A 16849-nucleotide genomic window follows, 5' to 3' on the forward strand; every position below is an offset into this window, starting at 1 on the left:
GCAAGAGGTCAAGCCCCGCGATTCGCGAAAGCGGCGTTTTCCAGCCGGGCAACTTCGGTGCGCAACCCTTGGGCAATGCGGTCGGCCAGCAGGTTCAGCCGCTCGGAGCGGCGATCATCGGCATGGCGAATCATCCAGAAACTGCGCTTTAGGCTGAAATCCTCGGCCAGCAGGGGCTGGACGCCCGGCGCGAAGGGGATGGCGAAATCATGCACGATCCCGACCCCTGCCCCGGCCCGGATCGCCTGCATCTGAACCGAAACCGAATTCGAGGTCAGCCGCGCCGCTTCCGCCCCGCTGCGTTCCAGCAGTGGGGCCAGATAATCCAGTTCGCGGTCGAAGATCATGTCGGGAATATAGCCGATCAGCCGCTTTCCGGTCAGGTCGGCCAAGCTCGCGGCCTGACCATGCGCGGCCAGATAATCGGCATGGGCGGCCAGATGCAGGTGGTAATCGCATAGCCGCTGCACCACCAGCCGACCGCTTTCCGGGCGGCTGACGGCAATGGCGAAATCGGCCTCGCGTTTCGACAGGTTGAAGACCCGGGGCAGCGCCACGATCTGGATTTCCAGCCCCGGATGGGCATCGCAGATCTGCGCCGCGACCTGCGGCAGCAGGTAATTGGCGCAACCGTCCGGCGCGCCGATGCGCAATTGCCCGGTCAACTCGCCGGCCTGTCCAAGCGCATTGGCCGCGCCGCTCAGCGCCCGCTCGGCGGCTTCGGCATGGGGCAGCAATCGGCTGCCTTCGGTCGTCAGCGCATAGCCCTGCGGCGACTTTACGAAAAGCGGCTGCCCCAGATCCTGTTCCAGCCGCGCGATCCGGCGCCCCACAGTCGAGGGGTCCATCGCCAGCCGCCGCCCGGCCCGCGACAGACCTTCGTCGCGGACCACGGCCAGAAATACCCTGAGATCGTCCCAGTCCACGCGTCACCTTTGCAAAAATGCAAAATCTCTTTGCCGAACTTTCGCTTTTCTGCTGCATTTACGCAAGATATTCTAACCGCGAATTTGCCATGGAGGATAACATGCAAGAGATCGGCCACTGGATCGACGGCAAGGACGTGAAGGGCGGCTCGGGCCGTTATTCGGATATCTACAACCCGGCGACGGGCGAAGTGCAGGCGCGCGTCGCCCTCGCCACCCCTGACGAGCTGAAGGCCGCCGTTGCCAGTGCCGCCAGGGCGCAGGTCGGCTGGGCCGCCACCAACCCGCAGCGTCGGGCGCGGGTGATGATGAAATTCGGCCAGCTCATCAATGACAATATGGACATGCTGGCCGAACTGGTCAGCCGCGAGCATGGCAAGACCCTGCCCGATGCGCGCGGCGACGTGCAGCGCGGGCTGGAAGTGATCGAGGTCTGCATGGGCGCGCCCTCGCTGTTGAAGGGCGAATACATGGACAATGCCGGCCCCGGCATCGACCTTTACGCCATGCGTCAGCCGCTTGGTGTGGTGGCGGGCATCACGCCGTTCAACTTCCCGGCGATGATCCCGCTTTGGAAGATGGGCCCGGCGCTTGCGGCAGGTAATGCGATGATCCTGAAACCGTCCGAGCGCGTGCCCTCGACCTCGCTGGCACTGGCGAAGCTGGCGCAGGAAGCCGGGCTGCCCGATGGCGTGTTGCAGGTGGTCAATGGCGACAAGGAGATCGTGGATGCGATCCTTGACGATCCGACGATTCAGGCGGTGGGCTTCGTCGGCTCGACCCCGATTGCGCAATATATCTATGGCCGGGCGGCGACGAACGGCAAGCGCGCGCAATGTTTCGGCGGCGCGAAAAACCACATGATCATCATGCCCGATGCTGATATTGACAAGGCCGCCGACGCGCTGATCGGCGCGGGCTACGGTGCCGCGGGCGAACGCTGCATGGCGATTTCCGTCGCCGTGCCGGTGGGCGAAGGCACAGCCGATGCGCTGATCGAACGCCTCGTGCCGCGGATCGAGAAGCTGAAGGTCGGCCCCTATACCGCCGGCGACGATGTCGATTTCGGCCCGGTCATCACCAAGGCCGCGCAGGACCGGATCAACCGGCTGATCGCCTCGGGCGTGGATCAGGGCGCCGATCTGGTCGTCGACGGGCGCAGCCTGAAGATCCAGGGCTATGAGAACGGCTTCTTCTGCGGCCCGTCGCTGTTTGACCGCGTCACCCCCGAGATGGAGATCTACCGCGAGGAGATCTTCGGCCCGGTCCTGACCACGGTGCGCCGCAACAACTATGAAGACGCGCTGCAGCTGATCATCGAAAACGACTATGGCAACGGCACCTCGATCTTCACCGCCGATGGCGACACGGCGCGCGATTTCGCTTCCCGCGTGAATGTCGGCATGGTCGGGATCAACTTCCCGATCCCGGTTCCGCTCAGCTATTTCAGCTTCGGCGGCTGGAAGAAATCGGCCTTCGGCGACCTGAACCAGTACGGTCCCGACGCCTTCCGCTTCTACACCAAGACCAAGACCGTGACCGCGCGTTGGTTCTCGGGCATCAAGGACGGGGCCAGCCTGAACTTCAAGGCTCTGGACTAAGCACTTCGCCGGGCGGGACCGTCCCGCCCGGCATATCGACCGGCAGGCGAGACCTGAAACAATCGCGTAAGAATTGCCGGCTAGAGATAGGCTGAAAGACATGAGGGGGAGAGCATGGATTTCGCACTCAGCGAGGAACAGCAGGCGATTTTCGACATGGCGCGCGATTTCGGCGCGGGCGAGATCGCACCATTCGCCGAAGCCTGGGAAAATGACGGCACCATCCCGCGCGAGCTTTGGGGGAAGGTGGCCGAGCTTGGCTTGGGCGGCATCTTCGTATCCGAGGAATATGGCGGCTCGGGACTGTCGCGCCTCGACGGCACGCTGATCTTCGAGGCACTGGCGATGGCCTGCCCCTCGGTCGGCAGCTTCCTATCCATCCACAACATGTGCGGCGGCATGATCGACAAGTTCGGCTCGCCCGAGGCCAAGGCAAGGTTCCTGCCCGGCCTATGCCGCATGGAACAGATCTGGTCCTATTGCCTGACCGAGCCGGGATCGGGATCCGACGCCGCCGCCCTGCGCAGCCGCGCCCAACGCGGCAACGAAGGCTATCGCCTGAACGGCAGCAAGGCCTTCATCTCGGGCGGGGGCTATTCGGATTGCTACCTCAGCATGGCCCGCACCGGCGAGGATGGGCCGAAAGGCATCTCGGCCCTGGTGATCGAGGCCGGAGCGCCCGGCCTCAGCTTCGGCGCGCCGGAACGCAAGATGGGCTGGAAGGCGCAGCCGACCGCGCAGGTCCAGTTCGACGATTGCCTGATCCCGCTCGACAACCTGATCGGAGAGGAAGGGCGCGGCTTTTCCTATGCCATGGCCGGGCTGGATGGCGGGCGGCTGAATATCTCGGCCGGTGCGCTTGGTGCGGCGCAGGCGGCGCTCGACAGGACCGTCGCCTATATGGGCGAGCGGCGGGCCTTCGGCAGAACCCTCGACCAGTTTCAGGCGCTGCAGTTCCGCCTGGCCGAAATGGAAACCGCGCTGCAATCGGCCCGCATCTTCCTGCGTCAGGCGGCATGGAAGCTGGACCGGGGCGACCGCGATGCGACGAAATTCTGCGCTATGGCCAAGCTGCATGTCACCGACCGCGCCTTCGAGGTCGCCAATCAATGCCTGCAACTTCATGGCGGTTACGGCTATCTTGCCGATTACGGGATCGAGAAGATCGTGCGCGACCTGCGCGTGCACCAGATCCTGGAAGGCACGAATGAAATCATGCGGCTGATCGTCAGCCGCGCATTGCTGGAGGAACATGCGTGACGCGGGATCTGTCCATTCGCAAGGAAGGCGTCGCCGGCCGCATCACCTTCACCCGACCGCAGGCGCTGAACGCACTGAGCCACGAGATGGCACTGGCTATCCACGCGGCATTGCGAGGGTGGGAGGATGACAGCGAGGTCAAGCTGGTCGTCATAGATGCCGAGGGCGAGCGCGCCTTTTGCGCCGGCGGCGATATCGCGGCGGTCTATCACGCGGCGAAGGCAGGCGATCATGCCGAGGGGCAGAGCTTCTTCTTCGACGAATACCGCATGAATGCCGAGATCGCGAATTATCCGAAGCCGGTCGTGGCCTTCATGCAGGGCTTCGTCATGGGCGGCGGCGTGGGCGTGGGCGGCCATGCCAGTCACCGCATCGTCGGCGACAGTACCCGCATCGCCATGCCGGAATCCGGGATCGGGCTGATCCCCGATGTGGGCGGAAGCTGGCTTCTGGCCCGTGCGCCGGGCCATCTTGGCGAATATCTGATGCTGACCGCCGACCGCATGGGTCCGGGCGACGCGATCAAGGCCGGTTTCGCCGATTTCTACCTGCCCGAGGCCGAATGGCCGGCGCTGATCGAAACGCTGATCCAGACCGGCGATCTGTCGGTCCTGCACGGTCAGACCCCGCCCGAGGCCCCGCTTTCGGCGCGCGATCTTTCGGCCTTTGCCGGCGCGGATACGGCTGCGATCATAGCCGTCCTTGAAACGCAGGGCGACGAGGCGGCGCTGAAACCGATCCGCCGCAACTCGCCCCTTTCCATGGCCGCCGGGCTGCGGCTGGTGCGCGAATCGCGCGGCGATGCCCGGATCGAGGACAGTCTGGCGCGCGAATACCGCTTCACCCATCGCGCCACCCAGCTTGGCGATTTCGTCGAGGGGGTGCGCGCCCAGGTCATCGACAAGGATCGCAATCCGCAATGGACCGCCGATGCCTCGGACGCGGCGGTCGATGCCATCCTGGCCCCGCTCGGGGCCGAAGAACTGCATTTCGACAGATAGAGAGGACGCCATGAAGATCGGATTCATCGGATTGGGCAATATGGGCCTGCCCATGGCAGGAAACCTCGCCGGGGCCGGCCATCAGGTCACCGGCTTCGACACCGTCGCCCCGGTGCAGCCCCCGCTGAGTGCCGCGAGCTCGGCAGCCGAAGCCGCAGCCGGTGCCGATATCGTCATCACCATGCTGCCCAATGGCGATATCCTGCGCGCCGTCGCGGCCGAGGTGATCCCGGCCATGCGCAAGGGTGCGCTGCTCTGCGATTGCTCGACGGTCGATGTGGCCTCGGCCCGCGCTGTGGCGGAGCAGGCGAAGGCCGCCGGTCTCGGCGCGCTGGATGCGCCGGTTTCGGGCGGGGTCGCGGGGGCTTCTGCCGGCACGCTGACCTTCATGGCTGGCGGCGGTGATGCGGATTTCGAGACCATGCGCCCGCTTTTCGAGATCATGGGCGCGCGCGCCATCCATTGCGGCGCTTCGGGCGCGGGACAGGCGGCGAAGCTGTGCAACAACATGATCCTCGGCGTGACCATGATCGCCACCTGCGAGGCCTTCGCCCTTGCCGACAAGCTGGGGCTGGACCGGCAGAAGCTGTATGACGTGGCCTCGACCTCCTCGGGCAGCAGCTGGTCGATGAACGCCTATTGCCCGGCACCGGGCATCGGCCCCGATTCGCCCTCGGATCACGACTATCGCCCCGGTTTCGCAGCCGAACTGATGCTGAAGGACCTGAACCTGTCGCAGCAGGCCGCCGAGGGCGTCGATGCCGACACGCCGATGGGCCAGCTTGCCCGCCAGCTTTACGCGACATTCGTCGAGGAGGAAGGCGGGCGCGGGCGCGACTTCTCGGCCATGCTGCCGCGTTTTTCGGATCGGGGCAGAAAAGGCTGAAACCAGGGGCGCCGCCGTCGCAAGAAAATCTGACCCAGGCGGGGAACCGGGGCGGCTGCCCTGCGTTTCGTCAGACCGCATCAACCGCTGGGCCTATTCGTGAAGTTGCCAAGTAACCTCGTCCTGACACTGTCTCTTGCAACGCTTAGCCCTGCCGCGCTGCTGCCCGACATCGCATCCGCACAGGCCGAACAAGCGGTGGTCGTGGGCCAGCCTGCCCCCGCCGACAAGCTGCATATCGTGACCGAGCCGGGGCGTTACGGCCTTGGTCCCGAACTGCCGGGCAGCCATTATGCCGTGGTCGGCGACCAGTTGATCCGCATCGACGCGAAAACCAATGTCGTGCAATCCATCATCCGCAAGGTCGACGGCATCCTCGACTAGAATCAGCCGATCAGCGCCCGCGCCGCGTCGCGGGCGGCAGCGGTGATCTGCTCTCCCGAGAGCATCCGCGCGATTTCATCCACCCGCTCATCCGCGTTCAACGCATGGACACGGCTGGTGGTCATCTCGCCCTCGACCTCCTTAGCGACGCGGAAATGGGTCGCACCAAGGGCCGCCACCTGCGGCGAATGCGTCACCACCAGCACCTGAGCCCCTTCGGCCAGCCGCGCCAGCCGGCGCCCGACCGCATCGGCGGTGGCCCCGCCCACGCCCCGGTCGATCTCGTCGAAGATCAGGGTCAGCGCATCGTTGCCGCGCGCGAGACTGACCTTCAGCGCCAGCAGAAACCGCGACAGCTCGCCGCCCGAGGCGATCTTGTCCAATGCCCCCGCCGGCGCACCGGGATTGGTGGCCACGGTGAAGGAGACGACATCCCGCCCCTCCGGCCCGAATTCGCCCTCGTCCAACCGGGTCTCGAACACCGCGCGCTCCATCTTCAAGGGCGCGAGTTCCGCCGCCATGGCCGCATCGAGTTGCCCCGCCGCTTCCAGCCGCGCAGCGCTGAGCGCATCGGCGGCGGCCTCGTAGGATTGCCGGCGCTGAGCGGCTTCGTGCCTCATCTCTCCAAGCAGTTCCTCGCTGCCCGAGAGAAGGCTCCAACGGTTGCGCAGCTCAGTCGACAGATCGGCAAGCCCGTCAGGCTGGACATCGTGCTTGCGCGCCAGTGCCCGCAGCGCGAACAGCCGCTCTTCGGTGCGCTCCAGCTCGGACGGGTCGAAATCCATCGCCTCCAGCGCCGATTCGACACCGCCGAATGCCTCGCCCAACTCGATCAGCGCGCGGGACAGCGCCTCAAGCGGCGCATCGAAGCGCCCCTCGGCCTGATCGGCGGCACCTTCCAGCCAGCGCGTCGCATCCAGCATCGCGCCCTCGGCACCATCGGCGCCAAGCGCCTGCAATGCACGGGCCACATCGCCCCGGATCCGCTCCGCCGCCTGCATCTTGCGCCGTGCCGTATCCAGCGCCGCATCCTCGCCCGGCTGAGGATCGAGCTTGTCGAGTTCCTCTAACGAATGGGTCAGGAATTCCTCTTCCTTGCGCCGCGCCTCCTGCTCGGCCTCAAGCCTGTCGATTTCGGCCTGCAGGCTGCGCAACTCGCGCCATTCGCCGCGGATCTGAGCAAGGTCGATCCCGGCAAATGCGTCCAGCAATTGCCGGTGACCGCGCGGGTTCAGAAGCCCGCGATCGTCGTGCTGGCCGTGAAGTTCGACCAGCGTTTCCGACAGCGCCCGCAGCACCTCGCCCGAGGCGCGGCGGTCGTTGATCCAGGCGCTCTTGCGGCCATCGGCGCTGTTCACGCGGCGCAGGATCAACTCGTCCCCCGGCTCGATCCCGGCCTCGGCCAGAACCGCGCGCGCCGGATGACCCGCAGGCAATGAGAAAACCGCCGTCACCTCTCCCTGCATGGCACCCGCGCGGACCAGTTCCGCCCGACCGCGCCAGCCCAGCACGAAACCCAGACAATCGAGCAGGATGGACTTGCCGGCCCCGGTCTCGCCGGTCAGCACGTTCAGGCCGGGGCCGAATTCCAGATCCAGCCGGTCGATCAGCAGAATGTCGCGGATTTGCAATTCGCGCAGCATCGCCCGCCTCGTTGGATGCGCGTCAGCGCACCGTCACAGCCATTTGCCCCGGACCATCTGGCGATAGACATTGGTCAGCCAGCTATTGCCCTGCACCGTCGCCGTCAGGCCACGTCCGCGCAACTGATCATAGGCATCCTGATAGAAGGGCGAGGATTGGAAGTTATACCCCAGGATTGCACCAGCCGTCTGCGCCTCGTCGACCAGACCAAGTGCCAGATAGGCCTCGACCAGACGCATCAGGGCTTCGGGCGTATGGGTCGTGGTCTGAAAATCCTCGACGACGACACGGAAGCGGTTGATCGCCGCCGTATAGTGACCGCGCTTCAGGTAATAGCGCCCGATTTCCATTTCCTTGCCGGCCAGATGGTCGAAGGCGAGGTCGAATTTCAGGATCGAGCTGCGCGCATATTCGCTGTCGGGATATTCCTCGATCACCTCGCGCAGCGCCTGCAGCGCCTGAAAGGTCAGGCCCTGATCGCGGCCGATCTCGTCGATCTGGTCGTAATAGCTGAGGGCCAGCAGATATTTCGCGTAAGCCGCGTCGTCATCGCCGGGATAGGTGTCGATAAAGCGCTGCGCAGCGCCACGCGCATCTTCGTATTTCTTGGCCTTGTGATAACCATAGGCCTGCATGATCAGCGCCCGCTTCGCCCATTCCGAATAGGGATAAAGGCGCTCGATCTCGGAGAAATAGTAAACCGCGTTATCGGGCTTGCGGTTGTTTTCCAACTCGTATTCGCCGCGCTTGTAGATTTCCTCGGCGGTGAAATTGTCCACCGGCACACGGCCACCATTCGCCTCGCGCCCCGCGCAACCAGCGAGAACACTGCCCGCCACAATCAGCGCAACAAGGGACTTGGACGAAACGAAGCGGACCATCGAAACCTGCCTGTCAGAACTTAACGCCGGAAAAACGAGTCGAGCCCGTGCACAGCCCGGTCGTCCTAGCACAGAACATCAGGGGGCGCAAAATGGCAATGTGGTGATTTTACCGGGGCTTGCAGGTTGCCCCACAAGCTCAGGCTACGGCGGTGAGCGCCGGCGCGTTGACCGGGCCATAGGCGGCAACGCCGGCGCCCGGCAGCCGGCATTCCAGATCAGAGGCGCAGATCTCCCATTCCCAGGCGTCAGGCTGCGAAAACAGCGCGTGCAGAAGCTTGTTGGTCATGGCATGGCCGGCACGGTTGCCGGTATAGCGGGCCAGAAGCGGCGCACCGGCCAGGGCCAGGTCGCCCATGGCATCCAGCATCTTGTGGCGCACGGCCTCGTCCTGATGGCGCAACCCGCCCGGCGACAGCACCTTGTCGCCATCAACAACGACGGCGTTCATATAGGAACCGCCGAGGGCGAGGCCATTGGCGCGCATCGCCTCGACATCGGATTGGCGGCAGAAGGTGCGACTGTCCATCAGCTCACGCACAAAGGCGCCATTTGCCATGTCCAGTGCCTTCTCCTGCCGCCCAATGGCCGGGTCTACGAAATCGATATGAAAGTCGATTTCCAGATGATCGGCCGGCTCCAGCCGCGCCACGGCCTCACCTTCGCGCACCTCAACGGGGCGCTTGACGCGGATGGCATGCTGTTGGGCATCCTGCTCACGAATACCGACATTCAGGATTCCCGCCACGAATTCCGCCGACGACCCGTCAAGGATCGGGACTTCCGGCCCATTGATGCGGATCAGAAGGTTGCGGATGCCGGTCCCGGAAAGGGCCGCCATGATATGTTCGATGGTGGAGACCCGGGCGCCGTGATCATTCTCGATCAGCGTACACAGCTTCGAAGGCACGACATGATCCCAGAGCGCCGGAATACGGTTCCGACCGGTCGGCAGGTCGCTGCGTTCGAAGACGATACCATGACCGGCAGGTGCAGGCACCAGTTCCATGCGCACGGCAGCACCGGAATGAAGTCCGACACCCCGAAACTCTGTCACTCTTGCAATGGTCGCCTGCATGGTACTGCCCGTGTTCATTATTTACCGGGAATTAACTTTCCCCGTAACTTCCACCTAGGCGCAGAGGGCGGTCCACTCAATTAACGATTTGTGACTCTCTGTAACAATGGTGGCGACGAAAACACCAGAATTTCCGCAGATTGCAGCGTTTCCACGAAAAAGGGCCGCCCCGGGGCGGCCCTTCGGATCTCGTTCACACGTGGCCGTGACCGGCCCCGGATGCCCTCGTGATCAGTTCGCCTGACGGCGCAGGAAGGCCGGGATTTCCGAGCTGCCGGTTTGCGAATCGTCGGCCAGCTCGTCGAATTCCGCATCCTGATTTCTCGGGCGGTGGGACAAAACACGTTCGTTCACGCGATCCGCAATCGACGCTGCCGAGGGCTTTTCGGCATTATGGCCGGCCATGCGCTCGATCATGCGACCAAGCCCGGCCATGCGGCTTTCATTGCGGGCAGGCGCCGCCGGCGCCGGATTGCGCGCCTGCGCCAAAGGGGCACGAGCGCCCGCGCCGAGCTGGGCTTCGGCGATACGGCGCATCCGTTCCAGCACATCGGCAGGCGGCGTGCCACGCGGGGCGGCACCGCTGCGCGGGGCGATGAAGTTCTCGGCCTCGTCGCCGATCGGATTGGCAGGGGCGCTGGCACGGCTCGTCTCGCGCGGCTGATAGGCCGGGGCCGGCATCTCGTCCTCGATCCGGGCAGTCGGGGCCTGCTCCTCGGTGCGGGCGACGGGCGGCGCGGCGCGGCGCGGCGGCAGGTCGTCCAGCTCGGCCCGGGTCTCGACCTCGGGCTGATGTGCAACTGCCTCGACCCGGCGACGGGGTGCGGGCGGGGCGGCTTCCTCGATTGCGGCGTCGATGCCGGTGGCGACGACCGACACGCGGATCGTGCCTTCCATCGACGGATCCAGCGTCGAGCCGACGATGATATTGGCGTCGCCATCGACCTTGTCGCGGATGATATTCGCGGCCTCGTCCAGTTCGAACAGCGTCAGGTCGGTGCTGCCGGTGATGTTGATCAGCACGCCCTTGGCGCCGTTCAGGCTGATCTCGTCCAGAAGCGGGTTGGCGATGGCCTTCTCGGCGGCCTGCACGGCGCGGTTTTCGCCGGTGGCCTCGCCGGTGCCCATCATCGCCTTGCCCATCTCGTCCATGACGGCGCGCACGTCGGCGAAATCGAGGTTGATCAGGCCCGGGCGCACCATCAGGTCGGTCACACCCTTGACGCCCTGATAGAGCACGTCATCGGCCATGGCGAAGGCTTCGGTGAAGGTGGTCTTCTCATTCGCGAGGCGGAACAGGTTCTGGTTCGGAATGATGATCAGCGTATCGACATGCTTCTGCAGCTCGGCCACGCCGCTATCGGCCTGACGCATCCGCTTGGTGCCTTCGAACTGGAAGGGCTTGGTCACCACGCCGACGGTCAGGATGCCCATCTGGCGGGCGGCCTGGGCGATGATCGGGGCCGCGCCGGTGCCGGTGCCGCCGCCCATCCCGGCGGTGATGAAGCACATATGCGCGCCCTGCAGGTGATCGACGATATCTTCGATCGTTTCCTCGGCGGCGCGGGCGCCGACTTCGGGCTTGGCGCCGGCACCGAGCCCCTCGGTCACTTTCGGACCCAGCTGGATGCGGCTTTCCGATTTCGACTGCTTGAGCGCCTGCGCGTCGGTATTGGCGACCACGAAAACGCAACCCTCAAGCTGCTGTTCGATCATGTTGTTGACCGCGTTGCCGCCCGCGCCACCGACACCGAACACGGTGATGCGCGGCTTCAGATCGTCGTCGTCGTTCATCATCAGATTGAGGTTCATGGTTTCCGCCTGTTTTATCGCTACGTTCCGGGTCTTGTGCCCGACCGAATCCACCGTATTCGTCAAACTCTACCCAAGCCGGTGCCCAACGTCACCCGAAAAACACGATTCAACCCCAAAATCTTGTGGGCAATCCATGTGGTTCCGGCGGTATCTTGCCGACACCGCAGGATATAGCGGAGACCTCGAAAGCCGCCGCTACCAATGATTTCAGAGGCCTGTCACCAGTTGTTGCGAAACCAGCGATAGGCCCGGCGCAGGGAACGCCCCGGATAGTTTTCGGCAGGCATTTCGAAATCCCACCATTCGTCCTGCGGATGGGCGGCGAAAAGCGCCAGTCCGACGGTCGAAGCGAAGTTCGGACCGGTCAGTTGATGCGGCAGGCCCTGAATGCGCAGCGGCCGACCGATGCGCACATTGCGCCCCAGCATCCGCGCCGCCAGCCCGTCGAGACCGGGGATCTGGCTGCCGCCACCGGTCAGCACGACCTGCTGGCTGGGCATGTGGTCGAAGCCTGCGGCGTCAAGGATGGCCGCGACCTCCTCCAGAATTTCCTCGACCCGGGGGCGCATGATCCCGATCAGGTCGGCGCGGCTGACGCAGCGACGGTCGGTTTCCCAATCGCCGGTCTCGCCGCCCAACTCGATCAGGTCGCGGTCGTCGCGGCCGGTGGCCTCGACCCCGCCATTCAGCGTCTTCAACCGCTCGGCCACCGACAGCGGCACCCGCAGCCCCTTGGCGATATCCTGGGTCACCAGATCGCCGCCCATCGGCACGGCATCGGCAAAGATCATGTGCTTGCGCACGAAGATCGAGACGCCCGTGGCGCCCCCGCCCATATCGACGCAGGCCGCACCCAGTTCCTGCTCGTCCTCGACCAGCGAGGACAGCGCCGACATGTAAGAGCCAGAGGCCACGCCCGCCAGTTCCATGTCGCAGCGGCGGATGACGTGGATCAGGTTGTCGATGGCGTCGCCGTCGACGGTCAGCACATGCATGTCGACGCCGAGGTCCTGGCCCGAATGATCGCGCGGGTCCATCAGGCCCGAGCGCCCGTCGACCATGAAATTCACCGGCTGCGCATGAAGCACCTGCCGACCGCGCCCAAAATTCGGCACCTCGCAGGATGCCAGCACATGGGCGATATCGCCCTGCCCGACCTTGCCGTTCTTCAGCGGGATCTCTCCGGCCAGACCATAGGAAGCCGGGCGCGCGCCCGAGATGCAGGCGATGGCGTGATCGACGCGGACCCCGGCCAGCTTCTGGGCGGCCTGAACGGCGGTGCGGATGGCACGCTCGGTCTCGGCCATGGTCTCGATCTCGCCGAAACGCACCCCGCGCGAACGCGTGGTCGCCGCCCCGATGACACGGAAATTCGACTGCCCGGCCATGGGGCCGACCCCGTCGGTCTCGCGATAGATGCCGGGGCCGTCGAACTGCAGCACGAAACAGGCCACCTTCGAGCTGCCGATATCGAGAACCGCGATCACACCGCGCTGCAAGGCGGCCTGACGCATGTTCCGCATCGCGCGCTGCTGTTGATAGATGTCCTTCATCATCCGCCCTCGCCCTCAGCTTTTCTTGTCTTTTTGCGGGATCTCGCGCCCATCCGGGCCCAGCAGAGGCTGGCCGCGCAGTGCACGGATCTCGTTTAGCGCGTTGATTCCGATCCGCGCCACCGGCCTTGTGCCGTCACGCAGGTCCACCACCGCGACATCGCGGCCCAGCAGATCCTCGGCCCCGTCGAGCGCGATCAGCCGTTCCAGCGCCCCCACCGCGCCCTCGGCCGGCAGCAGGATGCGCTGCCCGCGATCCAGCACCAGATCCCAGCGGCGTTCACCCACCCGTTGCAGGCCGCGAAGCCGGGGCAGCAGCGGACCGGCGGCGCTGAAGATCTGGATCGCCTCGGCACTGGCCTTGTCGGCGCCCTCGCCCGCGATCAGCGGCAGTTCCGCGCGCACCGAGCGTTCGGTGACCGAAGCGACGCGATGGCCCTGCTCGTCCAGCATCTCGATCCCGCGGGCATGACGCCAGAGCATGACCGGCTTGCGCTCGATCACCGTCGCCGCCAGCACCCCGTCGGGCTTGATGCGCAGCTCGACATCCTTGACCGCGTCCAGCATCAGAATGTCGCGGCGCAGCTGATCCAGGTCGATATCGAAGCTCGATGCCGGCAGGTCCACCGGCAGCATCATCCTGAGCGCCTTGTCGACCGGCCCCGACGCGCCGTCGATGGTCATGACCTTGACCATGAACTGCTCTCGATTCTGCACCGCCTCGACCATGCCGGTCAGACCGCCGGCCAGACTGGCGCGGCGGTCGTCATCCGACAGCCACAGCAACGCGGTAAAGGCCAGCAGGAAGGCCGGCACGCCGATCCGCATCAGCCGCCGGAAATAGGGCGTTAGCCACATCCGCTGCAGCCGGTAGGCCAGCCGCGACGGCGCCGGATCGCGCTTCGGCTTCGCCGCCGGCTGCTGCGGGCGCGGCCAGCCCTTGCGGGGCGGCGTCGGCTGCGGAGAGAAACCCTGCATATGATCCTGATCTAGGCCCTGCACAGCGCATCCTCGACCAGCCATTTGCACAGGGCGGGGAAATCCATCCCCACCGCCGCCGCCTGTTCGGGCGCCAGCGAGGTCGGGGTCATGCCGGGCTGGGTATTGGTTTCCAGAAGGTAAAGCCCATCCAACCCGCGCGCCTCGTCCCAGCGGAAATCGGTTCGGCTGAGGCCCGCACAGCCAAGCGCCCGATGCGCGCGCAGCGCGTAATCCAGACAGGCCGCCGTGATATCCGCCGGAATATCGGCCGGGATCACATGGCGCGAGCCGCCGGTCTTGTATTTGGCGTCGTAATCGTACCAGCCCTCGGTCACGATATCGGTCACCCCGAGCGCCCGGTCGCCCAGAACGGCGGTGGTCAGTTCGCGCCCCGGCACATAGGTCTCGACCATCACCATCTCGGGCATCTGTTCGCCGATCTGCGCAGGGCCGTTGGCGCCGTCCTGCACGATATAGATGCCGACGCTCGATCCTTCGGCATTCGGCTTCACCACATAGGGCGGCGGCAGCGGATGGGTTTTCCGGGCGATCTCGGTCGGCACGATGATGCTTTCGACCACCGGCAGCCCGGCATCGCGGTAAACCTGCTTCGAGCGCGTCTTGTCCATCGCCAGTGCCGAGGCCAGCACCCCGGAATGGGTATAGGGAATGCGCAGCCATTCGAGGATGCCCTGAACGCAGCCATCCTCGCCCCAGCGGCCATGCAGGGCGTTGAAGACGACATCGGGCGCGGCCTCGGCCAGCCGCGCGGGCAGGTCCGCCCCCGCGTCGATCTCGGTGACCTCATAGCCCGCCTGCCGCAGCGCCTTGGCGCATTCCGCCCCCGAAGACAGCGACACCTCGCGCTCTGCCGAGGGGCCGCCCTTGAGGACTGCGACTTTCGGGGCTGCCCTGCTCGACTCGCCCGCCAATTTCGCCTTTCTGCCCGGTTGATCCCGGGTCCGGTTCGCCGCCCGGGTTGTCCCGGGTCATGCCTGTATCCGGCGATTCTAGCGAAGCATTGCGAATCAGGGAAGGGGCTTATGCGCCTCGGGGCGAAATTCCTGCCTGTTCGGCGATCCCGCGCAGGACATGGCGCAGCCCGTCCCGGCCTGCGGCCCGCCAGCCCAGAGCCTCCAGCCGGTCGGTGCGCATGGCGTTATAGCCGCTGGCATCGGCGCGTTCGGGCAGCGTCCCGACGATCCCGGTCACCGCCTGCCACTCAGTCAGCAGGTCGCGCCGGTCCAGAAGCAGGTCCGAGACATTATAAATCCCCTCTGCCCCCGCCAGCCCCAGCCGGACCGCAGCGGCAAGATCGTCGCCCAGAACCTCGGTCCCGGCGCGGGGCGCAATCGGGCGCCCGGCAGCGAAATCGTCAAAAGGATCGGCCCATTTGTGCCGCTGTCCCGGCCCCGGCACCCCGTAAACACCCGTCGCCCGCAGCACCGTGGCCGGTTGGCCAGAGGCCAGCAGCGCCTGTTCGGCGGCCAGTTTCGCCTGCCCATAAAGCGTGTCCGGGTGGCATTCCATATCCTCGGTCAATGCCCCCGGCTGAGGCCCATATACCGCCCGGGTCGAGATGAAGACGACCCACGCCCCGGCCTGCCGCGCCGCCTCGAACAGTCGCAGCGAACCGTCGAGATTGCGCTGCAAGAAGCCCTGCGCGTCGTCCCCCTCGCCACCGCGATAGCGACCGGGGATATGATCGAAGGCCGCATGGACGATGGCATCGAGCCCCGCGAGTTGGGGCGTAGCCGCGCCGAGATCGTAGGGCAGATCCGCCACCTGCCCATCGAAGAAACCCATGCGCGGCGGATTGCGCGTCATCACCGTCACCTCATGCCCGTCGCGCAACAGGCCGTTGACGATAAAACGCCCGACCAGCCCGGTGCCGCCGGTGACCGCGACCCTCATGCGGGCGCGGGCAGGCTGGCGATATCCAGCCTCGGCCCCTGCCCCGCGAACCCGCGCCAGATGTCGATCAGCGGGCGCAGACGCCCGGCCTTCTCATGGTCCTGCCAGGGCTTTTCGTATTGGTAATGCAGGATGTGGATCTCCTCCCACGACCACAGGTCGGGCATATTGAACCAGACATATTGCAGCATGTTGTAGAAGACCGGCAGCCCGTGCCAGTCGGGGAAGAAGCTTTCCAGGAAGGTCTGATCGGTGCGCCGCCAGAACATGCCGGGCCGGTCCAGCCGGTCCAGCATGAGTTGAAACGTCTCCGCCGAGGGCTGCGCCGTGAACACGCCAGAGTTCAGGCGGTGAAAATCCGTGAGGCTTTCATAGACATTCGGCGCGGCGCAGAATTCGGGATAGGCGAACAGCTTGTCGCAATTCCTCAGCATCACCGCATCGGCGTCGATGAAGACCACGGCCTCGTATTCGACCAACTGCCACAGCCGCAGCTTGGCGAAATTGTCCAGGGGCGTATGGAAAGGCGGCTTCACGCCCTTGGTAAATGCCGCGCGGGCGTGAAGCGCCTCGCGGGCATGGGTGGCGTTGAATTCGGTCGAGGTGTCCAGCAGATCCACCCCGATCAGCCGCGCCCCAACCTGTCGCAGCGGTTCCAGCCCGGCCTCGGGCACGGCGGTATGCAGCACCACGCAATCGGCCCCGGTTCCGGTGGCCTTGATCGAGTTCACCAATGCCAGCGCCCCAAGCGCGTAATCGGCATTGGTAGCCAGCGTGACATAGGCGAAACGGCTGGCGGGCGGGCCTTCCGGCATCAGACCGACGGACATGTGACCTCCTGCATGCTGGCGGCCCTTGCTATGGGCCGCGCGCGATTGATACTGCAAGCGACCGCCCGCCCGCAAACCCTTCCCGGCAGCAGCCC

The 16849-nt window shown here is 65.4% G+C and carries 15 protein-coding genes; 5 read left to right on the forward strand and 10 right to left on the reverse strand.

All coding sequences use genetic code 11. The features are described 5' to 3' along the window. Positions 1–8: 8 nt before the first annotated feature. On the reverse strand, positions 9–926 hold the full coding sequence (locus Q0330_RS15345) for a LysR family transcriptional regulator (protein ID WP_299481310.1): 918 nt from the start codon (positions 924–926) through the stop codon (positions 9–11). A gap of 101 nt (positions 927–1027) precedes the next feature. Here Q0330_RS15345 and Q0330_RS15350 point away from each other — a divergent pair, with 101 nt between their 5' ends. From Q0330_RS15350 to Q0330_RS15370, 5 genes are all read left to right on the forward strand, one after another. Next, the gene (locus Q0330_RS15350; RefSeq protein ID WP_299481313.1) at positions 1028–2527 is read left to right on the forward strand and encodes a CoA-acylating methylmalonate-semialdehyde dehydrogenase; all 1500 of its coding nucleotides are present in this window, start codon (positions 1028–1030) and stop codon (positions 2525–2527) included. Positions 2528–2641: 114 nt separating this feature from the next. Then, positions 2642–3787, forward strand: a complete 1146-nt coding sequence (locus Q0330_RS15355) for an acyl-CoA dehydrogenase family protein (protein WP_299481316.1) — start codon at positions 2642–2644, stop codon at positions 3785–3787. Then, positions 3784–4788 (forward strand): enoyl-CoA hydratase/isomerase family protein, encoded by a 1005-nt coding sequence (locus Q0330_RS15360; RefSeq protein WP_299481319.1) that lies wholly within the window; start codon positions 3784–3786, stop codon positions 4786–4788. The genes Q0330_RS15355 and Q0330_RS15360 overlap by 4 nt, the downstream gene beginning before the upstream one ends. Positions 4789–4798: 10 nt before the next feature. Further along, positions 4799–5674 carry a 3-hydroxyisobutyrate dehydrogenase gene (mmsB, locus tag Q0330_RS15365; protein WP_299481322.1) on the forward strand — a complete coding sequence of 292 codons (876 nt, stop codon included), beginning with the start codon at positions 4799–4801 and terminating at the stop codon, positions 5672–5674. A 99-nt stretch (positions 5675–5773) separates the two neighbouring features. Next, on the forward strand, positions 5774–6058 hold the full coding sequence (locus Q0330_RS15370; RefSeq protein ID WP_299481325.1) for a hypothetical protein: 285 nt from the start codon (positions 5774–5776) through the stop codon (positions 6056–6058). A 2-nt stretch (positions 6059–6060) separates the two neighbouring features. Here the strand turns inward: Q0330_RS15370 and recN are convergent, their stop codons facing one another. The 9 genes from recN to Q0330_RS15415 form a co-directional block, all read right to left on the reverse strand. Further along, entirely contained in the window at positions 6061–7701 is a 1641-nt protein-coding gene (recN, locus tag Q0330_RS15375; protein WP_299481328.1) for a DNA repair protein RecN, read from the reverse strand. A 33-nt stretch (positions 7702–7734) separates the two neighbouring features. Continuing rightward, on the reverse strand, positions 7735–8583 hold the full coding sequence (locus Q0330_RS15380) for an outer membrane protein assembly factor BamD (RefSeq protein WP_299481331.1): 849 nt from the start codon (positions 8581–8583) through the stop codon (positions 7735–7737). Positions 8584–8722: 139 nt separating this feature from the next. Next, positions 8723–9661 (reverse strand): UDP-3-O-acyl-N-acetylglucosamine deacetylase, encoded by a 939-nt coding sequence (gene lpxC, locus Q0330_RS15385; RefSeq protein ID WP_299481648.1) that lies wholly within the window; start codon positions 9659–9661, stop codon positions 8723–8725. 231 nt (positions 9662–9892) lie between these two features. Beyond that, a complete protein-coding gene (gene ftsZ, locus Q0330_RS15390) occupies positions 9893–11473 on the reverse strand; it encodes a cell division protein FtsZ (protein ID WP_299481334.1) in 1581 nt (526 codons plus the stop codon). Between the two features lie 221 nt (positions 11474–11694). Beyond that, positions 11695–13029: a cell division protein FtsA gene (ftsA, locus tag Q0330_RS15395; protein WP_299481337.1), complete on the reverse strand. Its 1335-nt coding sequence runs from the start codon at positions 13027–13029 to the stop codon at positions 11695–11697. A gap of 15 nt (positions 13030–13044) precedes the next feature. Further along, positions 13045–14007 carry a cell division protein FtsQ/DivIB gene (locus tag Q0330_RS15400; protein WP_299481340.1) on the reverse strand — a complete coding sequence of 321 codons (963 nt, stop codon included), beginning with the start codon at positions 14005–14007 and terminating at the stop codon, positions 13045–13047. 11 nt (positions 14008–14018) lie between these two features. Continuing rightward, positions 14019–14942, reverse strand: coding sequence for a D-alanine--D-alanine ligase (locus Q0330_RS15405; RefSeq protein WP_299481343.1), 924 nt, complete (start codon positions 14940–14942; stop codon positions 14019–14021). Between the two features lie 109 nt (positions 14943–15051). Next, positions 15052–15924 (reverse strand): NAD(P)-dependent oxidoreductase, encoded by an 873-nt coding sequence (locus Q0330_RS15410; RefSeq protein WP_299481346.1) that lies wholly within the window; start codon positions 15922–15924, stop codon positions 15052–15054. Next, the gene (locus Q0330_RS15415) at positions 15921–16754 is read right to left on the reverse strand and encodes a glycosyltransferase family 8 protein (RefSeq protein ID WP_299481349.1); all 834 of its coding nucleotides are present in this window, start codon (positions 16752–16754) and stop codon (positions 15921–15923) included. The genes Q0330_RS15410 and Q0330_RS15415 overlap by 4 nt, the downstream gene beginning before the upstream one ends. Between the last annotated feature and the right edge of the window lie 95 nt (positions 16755–16849).

Origin of the sequence: uncultured Paracoccus sp. (genome assembly GCF_937873615.1) — a bacterium.
Classification (GTDB): domain Bacteria; phylum Pseudomonadota; class Alphaproteobacteria; order Rhodobacterales; family Rhodobacteraceae; genus Paracoccus.